Here is an 18898-nt window from a genome sequence, read left to right on the forward strand (position 1 = left end):
CCATCACGGCAGCCGACTACCTCGTAGGCCCACCGGCCCCTCCCGGGTCGCCGGACCACCGAAGCCTGCGCGACGTGTTCGCTTCCGCGGTGCGAGCGCGCGGCGACGCCATCGCGGTCCGAACGGCCGACGGCAGACGGCAGACGTGGAACCAGTGGCACGACGCGGCCCGCGCGTTGGCCGCGGGGCTGACCGGCCTGGGCATCCGAACGGGTGACGTCGTCGGGGTGCGTCTGCCGAACTCGTGGGAGTTCCTGGTCGTCCACGTCGCCGTCGCCGAGCTCGGCGCGGTCCTGCTTCCCCTGCACATGGCCTACGGCGAGCGGGACCTGGTCCCGCTCGCGCGCCGAGCAGGGGCACGGCTGCTGATCCGGCCGGCCACGAGCCGGGTCGACCTGTCCGAAGTGGAGTCACTCGACCACGTCGTGGTCGTCGGTGACGAGGACGGGGACGACCGGACCGGGCAGATCGCGTTCAGCTCGCTGGTGGACCGCGGCGGTGCGACGCCGTTCGAGCCCCCGGAGATCGACCCCGGTATGCCGTTCGTGGTGCTGCCCTCCTCCGGAACGACGTCGGGGACGCCCAAACTGTGCCTGCACAGCCACGGCGCGCTGCTGTCGAACGCGGCACGGGTGGCGGCGCGGGAGGGGGTGCGCGGCGTCGACACGACCATCAGCGCCAGTCCGTTCACCCATCTGTTCGGTCTGCTGTCGGTGCACCTGTCGCTGCTCACGGGCGGCGAGCAGGCGTTGCTACCGGGGTGGGACGCGGGAGCCTGCCACGACCTGGCCACGGACACCGGGGCGAGCGTGTTGTTCGCCGTGCCCGCACAACTGCGGGACCTGGCGCACCGGTTACGCGAGGATCCGGCCGCTTCGCTGCGGCTGCGCGAGGTGCGGACCGGCGGAGCTCCTGTGCCCGCCTCGCTGGTGAACGAGGTGCGGCGGCTGACCGGGGCCGCCACGATCGTGCAGTGGGGGATGTCGGAGCTCGGTGCCGGTACCGCGACCCTGCGGGACGATCCGGCCGACATCGCGGCGAACACGATCGGCCGTCCGTTCGCCGGCAGCGAAGCACGGGTCGTGGACGAGGAGGGTCGTCCGTGCCCGCTCGGCGAGACCGGGGAGCTGCAGTACCGGGGACCGCACCTCTTCCGAGTCTATCTGCGCGATCCCGAGGCCACAGCGGCGGCGTTCACCGGCGACGGCTGGCTGCGCACGGGTGACCGCGCCCGCCTCAACGCCGACGGCACCCTCGGCTACGCGGGGCGCGCCGCCGAGGTGATCAACGTCGGCGGGCTGAAGTTCGCCGCCTCCGAGGTCGAAGGCCTGCTCGGTGACCTGTCACCGCTCGCGTCGGTCGCCGTCGTGGGCCGGCCGGATGTCCGGCTCGGCCAGTACCCGTGTGCGGTCGCCTCCCCGAGGCCAGGCGAGGTCGTCGACCTCGCCGCGATTCGTGCCCACCTCACCGCCCGCGGCGTGCCCGAGTACCAGCTGCCGGCCGAGCTGGTCCTGGTGGACGAGCTGCCGCTCACCCCCACCGGAAAGATTTCGCGGGCTGGTGTGACCGCACTGCTCGACCACCGCGCGCCGGAGCCTGACCGCCGGTGGCGGGACCGGCTCGCGCTCCACGGCGACGGGGAGCGCGTCCGGGTGGCGTCGGCGCTCGTCGCCGAACGGATCGGCGCACTGTTACCCGGTGTCGCCGTGGACGACGCCGAGCGCAGCTTCCGCGACCTGGGAGTGAGCTCGCACGGCGCGGTGGCGCTCGCGGTGGAGCTGGCGACCGTCACCGGGTTGCCGGTGCAGACGACCGCCCTCTTCGACCACACGACTCCGGGAGCCCTCGCGCGTCACCTGGTGGCCCTCGCGGAGGTGGGCCCTGACGCCGTCGGCCGGCAGGTGCCGGCACCCGCCGGTGTGCTCGCGGACGACGATCCGATCGTCCTGGTCGGCATGGGCTGCCGGTTTCCGGGTGACGTGCGCTCCCCCGAGGACCTGTGGCGGCTGGTCTCGGAGGGCTCGGAGACGGTCGGGCCGTTCCCCGGCGGCCGGGGCTGGGACCTCGACCGGCTGAGGCACCCCGACCCCCGCCACCCCGGGCGTTCGAGCACGCACCTCGGCCACTTCCTGGTCGGCGTGGACGAGTTCGACGCCAGCTTCTTCGGCCTGTCCCCGCGCGAGGCCCTGGCCATGGACCCCCAGCAGAGGCTACTGCTGGAGACGAGCTGGGAGGCCCTGGAACGCGCCGGTCTGGACCCGATCGCCCTGCGCGGTTCCGACACGGGGGTGTTCGTCGGTCAGATGGCCTCCGACTACGCGCCCCGGTACACCGAGGCCCCCGAACTCTTCGACGGACTGCTGCTCACCGGAAACGCGGGCAGCGTCACGTCCGGGCGGATCGCCTACACGCTGGGGCTGACCGGTCCGGCGATCACCGTCGACACCGCCTGCTCGTCCTCACTCGTGGCCGTCCACCTCGCGGTCCAGGCGCTGCGGCGTGGCGAGTGCTCGCTGGCGCTGGCGTGCGGCGCGACCGTGATGACCACGCCGGCGTCCTTCGTGGACTTCAGCAGGCAGGGCGCACTCGCCGCAGACGGGCGGTGCAAGGCGTTCGCGGCGAACGCTGACGGCGCGGCCTGGTCGGAAGGCGCCGGTGTGCTGGTGCTGGAACGACACTCCCGCGCGGTGAGGCTCGGGCACCGGGTCCTCGCGGTGGTCGCCGGTTCGGCGGTGAACCAGGACGGCGCCAGCAACGGCCTCACCGCCCCCAACGGCCTCGCCCAGCAACGCATGCTCCGCCAGGCGCTGGCGGACGCCGGTCTGTCCGCAGGCCAGATCGACGTCGTCGAGGCCCACGGCACCGGCACACCGCTGGGCGACCGGATCGAGGCAGCCTCGTTGCACGAGGTGTTCGACGACGACCGGGAGGCGGGACGGCCCCTGTGGCTAGGATCGGTCAAGTCGAACATCGGGCACGCCCAGGCGGCGGCGGGGATCGCCGGGATCATCAAGACCGTGCTGGCGCTGGCACACGAGCGGATGCCGAGCACGCTGCACGTCGGCACGGCCACCCCGCCCGGCCTGGACGGTTCTGCGATCCGGCTGCTGGTGGACCCCGTGCCGTGGCCCCGCGGCGACCGGGTGCGGCACGCCGGTGTGTCGGCGTTCGGGATCAGCGGCACCAACGCCCACGTGATCCTGCGGGAACCGCCTGTCTCCGGGAACGCGGACAGCGCCGGCACTCCGCCGCCTCCGCTGGTGTTGTCCGCCAAGAGCGCGTCCGCTCTGCGGGAGCTGGCGGCGGCACTCGTCCCGGCCGCCGGCAGAGCCGGGGCGGAGCGGGTGGCGTGGGCGGTGGGCGCGTCCAGGGCCTCGTTCGAGCACCGCGCGGTCATCGTTCCGGAGGAGGCGGACGACCTGGTGGCCGGGTTGCGGTCGATCGCGGCCGGGACCCGGTGCGCCGGCGTCGTGACAGGGCGGTCGAGGTCCGGTGGGCGGACCGTGTTCCTGTTCCCCGGCCAGGGCGGGCAGTGGGCCGGGATGGCGGCGGGCCTGCTGACGGAGTCGGACGTGTTCGCGCGGGCGCTGGCGGAGTGCGAGGAGGCCCTGAAGCCACACGTGGACTGGTCCGTGCGGGCCGTGCTCAGCGGGGAGACCGGGCAGCCGGCGCTGGACCGGGTGGACGTGGTCCAGCCCGCGCTGTTCGCGGTGATGGTGGCGCTGGCGCGCACGTGGGACGCGGCCGGTGTGCGGCCGGACGCCGTCGTCGGGCACAGCCAGGGGGAGATCGCGGCCGCGCACGTGTGCGGCGCGTTGTCACTGGAGGACGCCGCGCTGCTCGTCGCCAGGCGCGCGCTGGCCGTGAGCGAGCTGGTGGGCGGGCGGATGGCGGCGATCGAGCTGCCTCGCCACGAGGTCGAGGACCACCTCGCGCACTTCTCCGGCAGACTTTCGGTGGCGGCGGCGAACGGTCCCACCTCGACGGTGGTGTCCGGCGATGCCCGCGCGGTGACCGGGTTCACCGGCGGGCTGCGCGCACGAGGTGTCCGCACGAGGCTTCTCCCCGTGGACTACGCCTCCCACTCCGCCGGGGTGTCCGTGCTCGAGGACCGCCTCCTGCGAGACCTCGCGGGGATTCGGCCACGGCCCGCGGTGGTGCCGTTCTGCTCGACGGTCGTGCCGGGGCGGTTCGACACGACAGGACTGACCGCGCGGTACTGGTTCGAGAACCTGCGCCGGCCGGTCGAGTTCCACGCCGCCGTGGACGCGCTGCTCGACACCGGTCACAGCTGTTTCGTGGAGATCAGTCCGCACCCGCTGCTGCTCAGGCCGGTCGCGGAGGCGGCAGACGCGACCGGGCGGCACATCGGCCTGGTGGGGACGCTGCGCAACGGTGAGGGAGGGCGACGGCGTTTCCTGCTGTCCGCGGCCGAGGCTTACGCGCACGGCGTCCGAGTCGACTGGGCCACGGTCTTCGCCGGGGCGACTCCCGGCGCCGTCGACCTGCCGACCTACCCCTTCCGACGAACGCGGTACTGGCTGCAGACCTCTCCCCCCGACCGTCCGGAGGCGGTTGCTCGCCCAGCGGCTGACCCTCCGGCGGCGACTCCTCCGGCGGCCCTCCCGGCGGCGGCCCCTCTGTCAGCGGAGGCGGTGGCCGTCCCGCGGAGCGAAACCGGGCTCCTGGCCCACGTCCGGGAGCACACCGCCGCCGTTCTCGGCTGCCGCGACGGCGGCGAGGTCGGCCCGGACGACAGCTTCGTCTCGCTCGGCGCGACATCGCTGACCGCCCTCGAACTGCGAAACGCCCTCGCGACGGCGCTGGACATCCCACTGCCCGCCGGTGCCGTCCTCGACCACGGCACACCCCGCGACCTCACCGCACACCTCTGGAGCCTGCTGTGGAGCGGCGCCACACCGCAGGACGCGCTGACGAGCCTGTACCTGCGGGCCTGTCGGGCGGGCAACGGCGTGGCCGCCGTCGAACTGCTCGGCGCGGCGTCGCGGCTGCGGCAGGAGTTCACGGCTGGGACGGCCCGCGACCACGTTCCGGAACCGGTGTGGCTCGGCTCTACCGGGTCCTCCCCTGTGCTGGTCTGCTTCCCGTCGGTGCTCCCGGCAGGAGGGCCGCACGAATACGCCGCGCTCGCCGCGGCGCTGCACGGCCGCATGGACGTGTTGTGCCTGCCCCAGCCCGGGTTCACCTCCGACGGCCCGCTTCCCGCTGATCTCGAAGCGCTGGTCGCCGCGCACGTCGCCGCGCTCACCCGGATCAGCACGACCAGACCGCTGGTCCTGTGTGGACACTCCTCCGGCGGGCTGGTCGCGCACGCCGTCGCCGCACGGAGCCCGCGGGTGGCAGGACTGGTGCTGGTGGACAGCTGGTGGCCAGACCAGCGGTTCCACGCGGCGTTGCCGGGACTGCTCACCGCTCTGGCCGAGCGGCAGGGCCGGGACGCTCCCGGAACCGAGGAGCACCGCCTGACCGCCGCCGGGGGCTACCTGCGGATGTTCGCGGGCTGGCTGCCGTCGCCCGTCGAGGCCGACACGTTGTTCCTACGGGCCCGCGAACCACTCCACGCGGACGCCACTCCGTGGCAGCTGCCGCACGTCGACGTCGATGTCCCCGGCGACCACTTCACCGTGCTCGCCGACCACGCCGACGCGCTGGCGGCGGAGATCGTCAAGTGGGCACCGGACCGAGCAGCGGGAGAGAACCGATGACCGCCCGACCGACAGGCTCACTCGTCGAGCTGTTCTCCCGTCTGGACCTCGACCCCGACGACCCGGCAGCACCGTACCGAGGGCTGCGCGAGCTGCAGTCCCGGCTGGGCGACGAGCAACCGCTGCTGGCCGATCCGCCCCTGCTGCGATCGGTGCTGGAGCTCAGCGCGGTGGTCGACCCGCGGCTCTTCTTCGCGATGCTGCTGCACCACTGCGTCGCCACCGGTGCCGCCCTCGACCACGGCGCGGGCGAGGAGGACCTGCACGCGCTGGTGTCGGCGCGCTGGATCGGGGCCGCGCTGATGAACGAACAGGGCTTCGGCAACAGCTCCGCACGGATTCGCACCGAGGCGGTCTACGACCCGGCGACCCGCGAGTTCGTCCTGACCACCCCGGTGCCCGAGGCCGCGAAGCACCCGGCCGCGGTGGCCCTTCCCGGATTCGCCCGGCTGGGCGTGGTGAGCGCGCGTCTGCTGGTGGGCGGGGCGGATAGCGGGACCGCGCTGTTCTTGGTCGAGCTGCGGGACGAGGACGGGCCACGCGCCGGTGTCACGATCACACCGCACGCCGGTACCGCACCGGTGCCGATGGACTTCGCGTCGATCCGGTTCGACGGGGTTGTGGTGCCGTTCGAACGGTGGCTGGCCGACGGCGCGTCCATCGACGCGGCCGGCGAGCTCGACGATCCGCTGGGCGGGCCGGACGCCCGCAGCCTGCGCGGCGTGAGCATGGGCCGTTTCGCCTGGGGTGGTGCGTCGGCGGGTCTGGCCGCCGCGGCCCGGTCGGGCGCGGCGATCGCGCTCACGAGGGCGCGGCACCGCCGGACACTGGACCGGCTCGGCGGCGAGGTGACCGCCATCGACCACCTCAGCACGCAGCGAATGGTGTTCGGCGCCATCACGGCCGCGCTCGCCGCCACCGTCGTCGCCCGCGGCGTGTCGGACCGGTGCTGGCGGGTCGCTCCCGGTGGCGGGCGCGGCACCGGTCCGTCCGCCGCGGACCTGCGGGAGATGTCGCTGGGCAAGGTCGTGGTCAGCGTGCTCGCCGACACCGCGGTGAGCAGGGCGAGGTCGGCCTGCGGTGCGTCCGGTCTGCTCGGGCAGCACGGGTTGAGCGGCTACCAGGCGCTCACCACGACGTTCCAGTCCGCGGGCGGCGACAACAGGCTAAACCTGCTGAACGCCGCCTGGTCCATGGCCTTCGGATCGGACTACCGGCCACCGGACGACGCGGCGGGTGACGACTGGAGCCTCCTGGCGAGATCCCGGGAGAGGGTGCTGTACGCGGAACTCACATCAGGTCTGGCGCCCACGTTCGAGGGGTGGAACGAACGGACCGGGCTCGCACAGCGGTTCGCGGAAGCCCACTGCGCCCGCACCACCGTGGAGTCGCTCCGGGCGCACTGGCACTCGACCTCGCTGCTGGAGGACCTGTACGAAGTGCACTGCCTCGAGATGGTGCACGCCGACGCGGGCTGGTTCCTCGCGCACGGGCTCGTCTCCGCGCCGGACGTGCTCGCCCTGCCGTCGCGACTGGACGCGATCCACCGCAACCTGGTCCCGCACGCCGACGACCTGCTCGCACTGCTCGGCATCCCCGCCGACCTCCTCCACGGCCTCGTCGGCACAACGGGGTTTCTGCAGGGCATGTGACCCGGTGGTCGTTCTCGTCACCGCGGCTCATAACTGCGGTTGATCATCGCCGTCGTGAGCTCGACGCGTGAGCGGTACCCCGTGCGCTCGAACAAGCGGCTCAGCCTGCCCTCGACGCTCTTCTCACTCGTGCGCAACGCGGCGGCGAGCTCCTTGTTGCTCAAGCCTCCCGCCGCGAGCGCCACGAGAAGCCGCTCGTTCTCCGCAGCCACCTCCCGACGACCGTGCACCGCGATGCCGGCGGCCCGCATCTCGTCTCGGACGACTGAGCGGGCCAGCAGCGCGCCGGCCTCGCCGAAGATCTCGTACGCCTCGACCAGGTTCTCCGGCGCGGCGGCCCCCCGCTGCACCAGCGTGACGATCGCCAGGCCGCGCATGAGCGGCTGCGTGCGGTGCCGGGCGAGTCGCAGGCAGGCGTCGGCGGTCCGCTCGTCCTTCGTGACGATGGCCCGGGACAGCAGCAGGTGCAGCTTCGCCCGTCCGGTCGGCAACGCCGCGACCACCCTTTCGAGCTCGGCCAGGCCGCGTTCCGCCGCGAGCTGGTCGCCCAGTTCGAGGTCGAGGTCGATCAGCTCCCGCAGGCACACGTCGAGCCCGACGACCAGGCCCCGGTCCGCCGCCCTCCGCAGCGACTCGTGCAGGAGGCTCCTCGCCTGTCCCGTGTCTCCCAGCAGCCGTGCCAGCACGGCCCGGCTGAACGTCAGCAGGTGGCCGAGCGGCGGCGCGGTCTCCTCCGCCTTGTCCAGGAGTGTGCGCGCGGAGGCGACATGTCCCTGGATCGCCAGCACCCAGACCGCCGACATGACCATCCAGGTGTGCGCGGAGTCGAAGCGGTCGCCGGCGGTGGCGACGGAACGCCGGGTGATGTCCGCCGCGGTGTCGATCTCACCGCGCATCAGCGCGAGCATCGCCTGCACGGGCAGGTGCAGACCGCCGAGGTCCGCCTCTGGGTTCGTGTGCGCGAGGATCTTCGCGGCCGCGTCGGACTCGCCGACGACGAGTGCGGCCATGAGGCGCCAGCCGAGGTCGGCCGGCCGGTCGCCGGCGGGGTCGCCGGTGCGCCACAGGTGCCGCAGCGCGGGATCGAGCTCTTCCAGACCTGCCGTTCCGGTCCACAGTCCGGCGAGCGTCGAGATCGTGTCTCCGAGGTCGGCGGTGACGGAGTCGTGGCCCCTCCACACCGCACGGCTGGGAACGAGGAGCTCGGCGACCCGTCGCCAGCGGTCGAGTGCGGCGCATGCCACGGCCGCGGTGACGAGCGCGGTGGCCGGGCCTCCCGGCCAGCCGCGGCGCCCTTCGGCGATCTCGCGGAGGCCGTCGATGTCACCGGTCCGGTGCATCGCGTGCACCGCGATCACCTGGAGCTGCTGGACGGCACCCGGCGGCAGGACGTCGGCGTACTCGTCGAGGAGGGTCAGCGCGCCGGACAGGCTCTGCTCGTGGTCCCCGTTCCGGTGGCAGGCCGTGGTGTGCATCGACATGACCTGCGCGCGATGCGGTCGTTCGGTCGTGAGTTCGACGGCCGCCGCGAGCCACCGGCGGACCGCACGGCTGCGAGGCGCTTCGCCGGCGTGGTCGAGCAGGTCGTTCAACGCCCGTTCGCGTTCGACCAAGTTCCCGGCGTCGACGATCAGGTCGGCGAGGTGGTCGGGGTCGGGGCAGTCGGCGCTGCCGGACCAAACCGCGTCGACCGCCGTCGCGGCGAGGTGCCGGCGCTCGAACGGGCCCAGCCCGGCGAGGATCGCGACGGCGACCATCGGCACCGTGAACCGCCACTCTTTTCCTGCGCGGCCACGATGCACCACGCCGGCTCGCACCAGGTCGTCGAGCAGCGGGCCGGCGCCGGCCCGCGTCGTTCCCAGCACCTGCGCGACCAGAGCGGGCACCGCCGGCCCGAGCGGGTGGAGCACGGCGACGGCCTTGGCGGCGGTCCACGCGAGCTCACCGAGACCGCGGACCGCCTGCACCATCTGGTCGTTGCGGGGCGGCCTCAGCCGCGGCGCCGACCGCGCGAGACAGGCCGACCGGTCCACGACGCGAACGTTCTCGTCGTCGCACAGCACCTCCACCGCGTCCCTGACCGCCGCGGGCACTCCCCTGCTCAGCCGGTGGGCCTCGTCGACCAGTGCCGGTTCCGGTGCCGCCTGCAACGCCGCGGCGATCTGCCGGAACATCTCCTGCCTGGTCAGCGGGGCGAGCCGGACGGTGTCGACCAGGTCTCGCCCGCGCAGGTCGCGGAGGACGGCCAGCGCCTCCGGCCTGGAAGAGTCAGCGGACGTGCGGACGGCACACACGCAGCGCACGCCGGTGCCCCTGAGCTTCGGGACGAGTGCCGCCAGGGTCGCGAGCGAGTCCAGGTCCATCCACTGCGCATCGTCGACGAGCAGGACGACCTCGCCCAGCTGGACGAGTGCGGCGGCGGCTGCCGCGGCGGCCCGGTCGGCGACCTTCTCGTTCTGCCACGCGCCGGCGACCGGCCCGATCAAGGACCAGCCGAGAGCCACCCGCTCCGCCGACGGCGGAGCGGCGGACGGGAAAGGGGTCGGCAGCGCATCACCGCCCCGGGTGAAGCGCACCGCGAAGACGCTCGCCCCGCGGTCCGCGAGCTTCCGGTGCGTCCTGGTGAGCGCTGTCGTGCGGCCGATCCCCGCCGGTCCGGTCAGGAGGGTCAGGACCTGGGGACGTGCTGCCACCTCACACCTCCACCGCGACCAGCAAGACCATCGCCGTCGGCCACCGCGATACCACTCGCCGTAGAATACGGCGCCACCCGTGCGACGGCCACCGGTTGCAGCGCCCCCGTTCTCCCTTCGCCCACCGGCGAACCGGCCGTTGTCCCGCACACCAGGCCGGACGACGGCGATGCGGCCGCACGCGTCACGGCCGCGGCAGGACGTTTGCAGCCGTCCGTCCACAGTTGACACATGTCGCCCGACCCGTGGTGAACCCGTTGCGTTGCCCTAAATACGCGCTGTCGGTTCCCCATAGTCGGCTACCCGGGGCCAGGTGTTGTGACCCGGGAAACGCGCTGCTGTTGTGGGCGTCCTGCTGCTCAGCCGACGCCGGTTCGTCCCAGTCGCCGGGTACTTCCCCGCCTGCCGAACCGCTCCGTCAGGAAGGATCGGGTGTTGACTCCACAAGACTTCGGCCGCGGATACCCGGCGATCGCCATCATCGGAGTCGGTTGCCGGTTCCCCGGCGGCGCGCACGACGCGGACGGGTTGTGGGACCTCCTCGTCTCGGGTGCCGACCCGATCGCGGACATCCCGCCGGACCGCTGGAACGCGGCTGCCTACTACGAACCCGAACCGGTCACGCCCGACCGCATGATGGTGCGCCAGGGCGGGTTCCTGGAGGGGCCGATCGACGCGTTCGACGCGGCCTTCTTCGGGATGACCCCGCGAGAGGCCGCGAGCCTCGACCCGCAGCAGCGGTTGTTGCTCGAGGTCACCTGGGAGGCCCTGGAGAACGCCGGCCTGCCGCCCAGCACCACCGCGGGCAAGCCGGTGGGGGTGTTCGTCGGCGGTTTCACCTTGGACTCGATGAACCTGCAGCTGTCGGAGTCCAACCGCGTCCTGACCGGCGGCTCCACGGCGACCGGGGTGGCGATGTCGATGCTGGCCGCCCGCCTCTCGCACGCGTTCGACTGGCGCGGCCCGAGTTTCACGGTCGACACGGCGTGCTCCTCGTCCCTCGTCGCACTGCACCAGGCCTGCGTGGCGCTCGGCCGGGGCGAGTGCGACCTCGCGGTCGCCGGTGGCGTGAACGCGATGTTCAACCCCTCCACCACGATGCTGATGTCCAAGGGCCGGTTCCTCTCGCCGGATGCCCGATGCCGAACCTTCGACCGCGGCGCCAACGGGTACGTGCGCAGCGAGGGCGCCGCATCGGTCCTCCTGAAACCCCTCGCCGACGCGGTGCGCGACAACGACAACGTGCTCGCCGTGATCCGCGGCAGCGCCGTGAACCAGGACGGCAGGACGCCCGGCGTGACCGTGCCCAGCGGCGAGGCACAGCAGGCGGTCATCCGCCGGGCTTTCGCGGAGGCAGGAGTGGATCCGCGCACCGTCGGCTACTTCGAGGCCCACGGCACCGGTACCGCGGTCGGTGACCCCGTCGAGGCGAAGGCGATCGGATCGGTGCTCACCGGTTCGGACCGGACGCACCACATCGGGTCGGTGAAGTCGAACATCGGCCACACCGAGGCGGCCGCGGGCATGGCGGGTCTCATCAAGGCGGTGCTCTGCGTCCAAAGAGGACAGATTCCGGGAAACCTGCACTTCGAGAGCCCGAACCCGGCGATCCCGTTCGACGAGCTGCGGCTGAGCGTGCCGACCGGGACGACCGGGTTCCCCGACTGGCCGGGCCCGCGCCGGGCGGCGGTCAACTCGTTCGGCTTCGGCGGCACGAACGCGCACGTGGTGATCGAACAGGCACCGCCACCGCCACCCCTGCCCGCCGATCCGGAAACCGGAGACGAGGCCCCACTTCTGCTCCCCCTGTCCGCGCGCGGTCCCGAGGCGCTCGACGCACTGGCCCGGTCGTACCGGGTCCTGGCCGAGCAGCCGGACGGACCGTCGTGGCGGGAGATCGCCACGACGGCCGCGCGTACCCGCGAGCACCACGTCCTTCGCACTTTCGTCGTCGCCGCGAACGCCGCCGAGGCCGCGGCGGCGTTCGCGGACCTGCCGGCACCCCGGGCGGCGCTGACGGGCGGTGTCGCCTTCGTCTACACGGGCATGGGGCCGCAGTGGTGGGGCATGGGCCAGGAGCTGCTGCGGACGCAGCCGTTGTTCCGCGAGGTCGTCGAGGCCTGCGACGAGGTGCTGGCGCGGTTCGGGATCAGCATGGCCGAGGAGCTGGACCGGCCGCAGGACGGTTCCCGGCTGACCAGCACGCTGTACGCACAAGTCGCCAACTTCGTCGTGCAGGCGGGTCTCACGGCCCTGTGGCGGGCGTGGGGGGTCGAACCGGTCGCCGTCGTCGGGCACAGCGTCGGTGAGGTGGCCGCCGCGTACGCGGCGGGTGTTTACTCGCTCGAGGACGCGCTGACCATCAGCTACCACCGCGCCAGGCTGCAGTCGGGGCTGGCGGGCCGGGGCGTCATGGCCGTGGCCGGCCTGTCCGCCGACGAGGTGCGGCCGCTGCTGGTGGACGGCGTCGAGATCGCGGCCGTCAACAGCGCGTCCACCACCACGCTGTCCGGTGACCGCGCGGCGATGGAGATCGTCGGGCAACGGGTTCCGCTGCAACCGTTGCGCGTCGAGGTCGCGTACCACAGCGCCCAGATGGATCCCATCCGCGACGACCTGCTGGAGGCGCTGGCGACCATCACGCCGGCCGCCGCCGGCGTGCCGCTGTGCTCGACCGTCTCCGGCGGCTTCGTCGACGGCACCGGCATGGACGCCGGGTACTGGTGGCGCAACGTGCGGCAGCCGGTGCTGTTCGCGCAAGCCTGCCGCGCTCTGCTCGGCGAGCAGACCGCCGTGGTGCTGGAGGTCGGTCCCCACCCGGTGCTGGCGGGCGCGATCGACGAGGCGATCGCGGAGAGCGGGCGCACGGGGGTCGAGAGGCTCGCCTCCTTGGTGCGCAACCAGCCCCAGCGCAGGCAGCTGCAGCACACGCTGGGCGCGCTCTACGCGGCGGGCGCCGACATCGCCTGGGAGAACACGCATCCGGGTGCGCACCGCCGAGTCGCCCTGCCGACCTATCCGTGGCAACGCCGGTCCCACTGGCAGGAGACCCGCCGGTCCCGGGACGTGCGGCTCGGCGTGGAGGGCCCGCTGCTGGCCGGCCGGGCGACCGCGTCCGCCACCGTTCTGGCCAGGGAGGTCGAGCTCGTCTCCGCGGACCTGCACTACCTCGGCGACCACGTCGTGGACGGCGCTGTCGTGTTCCCCGGCGCGGGCTACGTCGAGGCGGCGCTCGCGACGTTCGCGGACGACACTCCGTGCGTCCTCGAGGACGTCGAGTTCGAGACACCGCTGGTCCTGACCAAGACCGCGGTGACCACGCTGCGGGTCGAACACGATCCCGAACGACGCGCCGTGCGGATGTACAGCCGGGAGACCGTGGACGACGAGTGGGTTCCGCACACCCGGATGCGCAAGTCGGACCGCGCGCGGCCGTCGGCTCCGCCCGCGGTCCGCACCACGCTGGCGGAACTGACAGCGGCGTTGCCCGCGACGAGCAGCGAGGACGTCTACGCCGACCTGACGAGGCGACGGCTGCTCTACGGGCCTTCCTTCCGCGCGGTGGAGCAGGTGTGGTGCGACCACGACACCCGCGAGATCTTCGTGTCGCTGCACACCGGTGCGGTTTCCTCCGAACGGCACCGGCTGCATCCGGCGCTGCTCGACGCCGCGCTGCACGCCATGACCGTCGGCGCGTCGACCATGGCCGGTGCGCAGGACGACGACACCTACGTGCCCGCCCGGATCACCTCGGTGCGCTACTACCGGCCGGTGGGCGAAACGCTGTGGGTGCACGGCAGGCAGCGTGACTCCGGACAGCCGGGGCGCCTCGAGTGCGACCTCACCCTGGTCACGGACGGAGGCGAGGTCGTCGCGGAGTTCTTCGGCCTGTGCGCGCAGGTGCTGACGCGCGACCAAGCCGCAGGCCCGGCGGAGGTGCGGCCTCAGCACTACGAGCACGCGTGGCAGCTCGTCGACGTCGAGGAGAGCGCTGACCCGGACGGCTCGTGGCTCGTGCTCGGCACGGGGCACGACGCGGACGCCCTGGCCGGTGAGCTGACCGCGCGGGGCGCGGATGTGCGCAGGCCGGCGCCGGACGAGGACTGGGCCGCCGCGGCGCACGGCTGCCGGGCGGTGGCGGTCGTCGACTCGGGAGACCCGCCGGCCGAGTCCGCCTGCGAGTCGGTGGCCCTGCCGCTGCGGGTCGCGCAGGACCTGCCGCAGAACGCCGCTCAGCTGGTGCTCGTGACCCGCGGCGCGCAGAGCACCGGCGACACCGACCCCACGACGAACCCCTGGGCCGCGTCGTGGTGGGGCTTCGCCAGGGCGGCCGCCGCCGAGCGGCCCGACCTGCGGGTGCGCGTGGTGGACCACGACGGCGATCACCGCGCCCTCGTCCACGAGTTGGGCACGGACACGCAGGAGGACGTGGCGTTGCGCGCGTCCGGCCGCCACGTCCGGCGGTTCGTGGAGGCGGACGCGGCGGCCGTGGCGCACAACGTCGTCGTCGACGTGGACCGCACCCCGGTCGAGCTGCGGGCCGGTGGCACGCTCGGCGAGCTGCGGTTCGCCGCGGCCGCACGACGGGATCCGGGACCGGGCGAGGTCGAGATCCAGGTGTCGCACGTCGGTCTCAACTTCAAGGACGTGCTGAAGGCCTCCGGACTCCTGGCCGCCGCGGCGATGGAGCACAGTCTCACCGGGGTGGCTCTCGGAATGGAGTGCGCCGGCGAAGTCGTGCGGGTCGGCGCGGACGTCTCCGGTGTGAGGGTCGGCGACCTGGTGTTCGCACACGGCGCGGACCTCTTCCGGTCGTACGCGACCGTCGAGGCGGTACGGGTCGTGCCCCTGCCCCGCACGTTGACCCCGGCGCAGGCCGTGACCCTGTTGCCGGTGGTGACGGCGCACCAGGCCCTCGTCCGGCTGGCGGGACTGCGACGGGGTGAACGCGTGCTGATCCACTCCGCTGCCGGTGGTGTCGGGCTCGCCGCGGTGCGGATCGCACTGAGCCTCGGCGCGGTCGTCCACGCGACGGCCGGCAGCGACGCTCGACGGGAGCTCCTGCGGGCGGAAGGCGCCCACCTCGTGTCGGACTCCCGTTCGACCGCGTTCTTCGACGACGTGCTCGCGGGCACCGGGGGCGAAGGTGTCGACGTCGTCCTCAACTCCCTGGCGGGCGAGCTGATGGAGAAGAGCGTGGAGCTGTTGCGGCCGTTCGGCCGCTTCGTCGAGCTCGGCAAGGCCGACCTCGCGGCCGACCGGCCGTTGCGGCTGGCCGCGTTCCGGCGCGCCCTGTCGTTCCACGCTTTCGACTACGACCAGATGATGGCGTTGCGCCCGGACGACGTGCAGCAGTGCATGCGGGACGTCGCGGCTCTGCACGACGACGGGGTCGTCGTCGCGGTGCCGGTGGCGGAACTGGGCCCGAGCTCCGTCCAGGAGGCCTTCCGGCGAATGACCGGCGACTCCCACGCAGGCAAGATCGCGGTGCGGATGAGCGGTGACCGGGTCGCGGTGCCGGCGTCGTCGATGACCGAGCCGGTGGTGCGGCCGCAGGCGACCTACCTGATCACCGGCGGCGCGGGCGGGCTCGGCCTGGAGGTGGCGCGCTGGCTCGCCGACGGCGGCGCGACCCACCTGGTTCTCGTCGGGCGCAACGGTGTCACCACCGAGGCGGCCGTCCGAACGGTCGAGGAGCTCGTGGCGCGCGACGTCTCGGTGCGGGTGGAGAAGGCCGACGTGTCGGATCCCGCCCAGGTCGCCGACCTCGCCGCCAGGGTTCGTGCCGAGATGCCGGCTCTGCGCGGGATCGTGCACGCCGCGGCGAACTTCGACGACGTGGTGCTCGCGGACACGACCGCGCAGCGACTGGTCACCGCGACCCGCGCGAAGGCCGACGGTGCCTGGTACCTGCACCACGAGACGCTGGCCGACGACCTCGACTTCTTCGTGCTGTTCTCCTCGCTGGCGGCACAGCTGGGATCCGCCGCCACCGGGAACTACGCCACCTCGAACGAGTTCCTCAACGGGCTCGCCCGCTACCGCAGGAGCCTCGGCCTGCCCGCCGTGAGCATCGGCTGGGGCATGGTGGGCGAGGTCGGCGTCACGGTTGCGCGGGACGGTCTGGTCGGCGACCTGCTGCGGCGCAACGGACACGCTCCCATGACACCGCGCAGGCTCATCACCGAGCTCGACGCCGTCGTGCGCACGGAGCTGGTCGAGGGCACGGTCGCCGCGCTGGACTGGCGGCGGTGGGCCAAGGCCAACCCGCAGCTCGCGGCGCTGCCGAGGTTCGAGTCGCTCGTACCGGCGGCCGGGACGAGCCACGCGGCGTCCGAGACACCTCAGCGGCTGCGCGCGGCCTCGCGGGCGGACCGGCTCGCGCTGCTGCCCGCACTGGTCTCGCCTCTACTGCACAACGCGACCGGCCTGCCGGCGGACCAACTGGCGGCCGAGCAGGCCGTCGACATCGACTCCCTGGTCGCCGTGGAGCTGCGCGTGCGGTTGCAGGACGCGTTGGGCGTCTCCGTGCCCTCCGTCAAGATGCAGCGCAACCTGACGGTGGGCAAGCTGGTCTCGCTGCTGGCGGACGAGCTGGAGAACGCTCCCGTACGACCGCACGCATCAGGTATCACCACGGAGGAGTTCGTCTCGGCCGACGGCACCACGATCTACGGCCACCTCAGCCTTCCCACGGGCAGCGGACCGCACCCCGCGGTCGTCGTGTGCTCGGCGAACCCCGGTGGCGCGCTGGACGACGAGGGCAGGATCGTCCGGGTCAGCGAGCACGAACCGTTGTGCCAGGCCGGTTTCGCCGTCTTCACGGTGGACCACCGCGGCGCACCGGGACACGGTCCCGGCTTCCTCGCGCTGGCCGAGATGGGCGGCGCGGAGGTCGACGACGTGCTCGCGGCGAGGGCTCACCTGGCCGGGCACCCCGCCGTCGACGGCGACCGGATCAGCATCCTCGGCACGAGCCGCGGCGCGTACACCGCACTACTGGCGATCACGCGGGAACCGTCTTCGTGGCAGGCGTGCGCGGTGCTGATGGGGTTCGCCGAGCCGGCGCTCCTCCTCGACCGCCTCGCGTTCACCGCGCACAACCCGGTGCCGGTGCCGGCGGAGACCACCAGGGCCGACGTCGAGGCCTACTTCACCGACCCGCGGCGGCGCCCGCTCCTCGCGCTGACCCCGGCCGGCCCGCCGTTGCTGGTGGTGCACGGCGAAGCCGACGACGTCGTGCCGGTGGAGGAGGCCACCCGGATCGCGGACGGTGCTCGCGACGCGGGGCTCGCCGCCCGGCTGGTCACCGTCGCGGACATGGGACACGACCACCAGCACGCCGGCCCCGAATGGGAGGAGATCTGGCCCGACGTCGCCGGCTTCCTCGCGGGGTCGTCGCAACGGGGCGGGACGGCGTGAACGGGCACGCGGTGGTGCTCGGAGCGGGCATCGGCGGACTGGCGTCCGCCGCCGCGCTCTCCGCACACTTCTCCGAGGTCACCGTCGTGGAACGCGATGTCCTGCCGGACACCGCCGGGACCAGGCGCGGAGTTCCCCAGGGCGCACAGGTTCACGGCCTGCTCGCGCGAGGCCTGGAGGCGTTCGAGGAGCTGTTCCCGGGGTTCGTCGCCGAGCTGCGGGAGTTCGGTGCTCCGCAGGGCGATCTGCTGGCCGACATGCACTGGTACTTCGACGGTCACCTCCTCCACCCGGCCACGTCCGGCCTGACGGGGTTCGGCATCAGCAGACCGGCACTCGAACAGGTGCTGAGGCGCCGAGTGCGTGCGTTGCCGAACGTCCGCGTGCGTGACGGCAGCACGGCACGACGTCTCGTCGCCGGCGGTGCGAGGGTGACCGGCGTCGAACTCGACGAACACCGCCTCGACGCGGACCTGGTGGTCGACACGACGGGCCGGGCGACGCGGTCGCCGGTGTGGTTGCGGGAACTCGGTTATCCCGCGCCGCACCGCGAGGACGTCCGGGTCGGCATCTGCTACGTCACCCACCTGCTGCGCAGGCGTCCGGAACACCTCGGCGGCAGGCTGGGAGCCGCGTTGGCGTCCTACCCCGGCAGGCCGCGCGGCGCGTTCGTCCTCGCCCAGGAAGGGAGCACCTTCGCCGTCACGACGAGCGGCCGCCACGGCGTCGTGCCGCCGGTGGACCACCGCGGCCTGGTCAACTGGGTGGACCGGCTCGGCGTCGCGGAGGTCACCGACGTGGTGGCCACGACCGAACCGCTCGCCGAAGCCCGCCTGATGCGCTATCCCGCCAGCAGCCGCCACCGGTACGAGAGGCTGTCCCGCTTCCCCGAGGGCTATCTGGTCATGGGCGACGCGCTGTGCTCGTTCAACCCGGTCTACGGGCAGGGCATGACCGTCGCGGCGACGGAAGCGCTGTTGCTGCGGCGCCTCCTCGCCGCAGGAGCAGACCGGCTGGCGCGGCGGTTCTTCCGGGAGGCCGCACTCCTGCTCGACGCTCCCTGGCAGCTGGCCTCCGGGGGAGATCTGCGGTTCGAGCCCCAGTCCGCTGTGGACAAGCTCGTCAACGCCTACCGGAGCACCCTGTACCGGTCCGCCGCGAGCGATCCGGTGCTGAGCAAGCGGTTGTTCCGCGTCGCGAACCTGCTCGACCCGCCGTCGCGGCTGATGGGGCCGAGCACGGTCGCACGCGTGCTGAGGGGAACCATGCGGCGATAGCAGCCGCGGGGCCCCTGCCCCCCCTCGGGACCGAGCGCGGCCCACGGGAGGGCCCCCTTTTCCCTCTCCACCCCCCCCCCCCCCCCCCCACCCCCCCCGGGTTTGGTTCCGACCCACTACCCGCGGGG

Annotated in this window: 5 protein-coding genes; 4 read left to right on the top strand and 1 reads right to left on the bottom strand. The window is 73.1% G+C overall.

The window, feature by feature from the left end; genetic code table 11:
* Positions 1-74 precede the first annotated feature (74 nt).
* Both ACFWV3_RS03090 and ACFWV3_RS03095 read left to right on the top strand, forming a co-directional pair.
* On the top strand, positions 75-5726 hold the full coding sequence (locus ACFWV3_RS03090) for an alpha/beta fold hydrolase (protein ID WP_382407612.1): 5652 nt from the start codon (positions 75-77) through the stop codon (positions 5724-5726).
* Positions 5723-7378, top strand: a complete 1656-nt coding sequence (locus ACFWV3_RS03095) for a hypothetical protein (RefSeq protein ID WP_382407614.1) — start codon at positions 5723-5725, stop codon at positions 7376-7378. The genes ACFWV3_RS03090 and ACFWV3_RS03095 overlap by 4 nt, the downstream gene beginning before the upstream one ends.
* Before the next feature lie 17 nt (positions 7379-7395).
* On the opposite strand, the gene ACFWV3_RS03100 is transcribed toward ACFWV3_RS03095, so the two are convergent.
* A complete protein-coding gene (locus tag ACFWV3_RS03100; protein WP_382407616.1) occupies positions 7396-10071 on the bottom strand; it encodes an AAA family ATPase in 2676 nt (891 codons plus the stop codon).
* A gap of 432 nt (positions 10072-10503) precedes the next feature.
* On the opposite strand from ACFWV3_RS03100, the gene ACFWV3_RS03105 reads away from it, so the two are divergent.
* Positions 10504-17493, top strand: coding sequence for an SDR family NAD(P)-dependent oxidoreductase (locus ACFWV3_RS03105; RefSeq protein WP_382407618.1), 6990 nt, complete (start codon positions 10504-10506; stop codon positions 17491-17493).
* Positions 17490-18770, top strand: coding sequence for an FAD-dependent oxidoreductase (locus tag ACFWV3_RS03110; RefSeq protein WP_382407620.1), 1281 nt, complete (start codon positions 17490-17492; stop codon positions 18768-18770). The genes ACFWV3_RS03105 and ACFWV3_RS03110 overlap by 4 nt, the downstream gene beginning before the upstream one ends.
* Positions 18771-18898 lie beyond the last annotated feature (128 nt).

The organism is Lentzea sp. NPDC059081, assembly GCF_042738015.1.
Classification (GTDB): Bacteria; Actinomycetota; Actinomycetes; order Mycobacteriales; family Pseudonocardiaceae; genus Lentzea.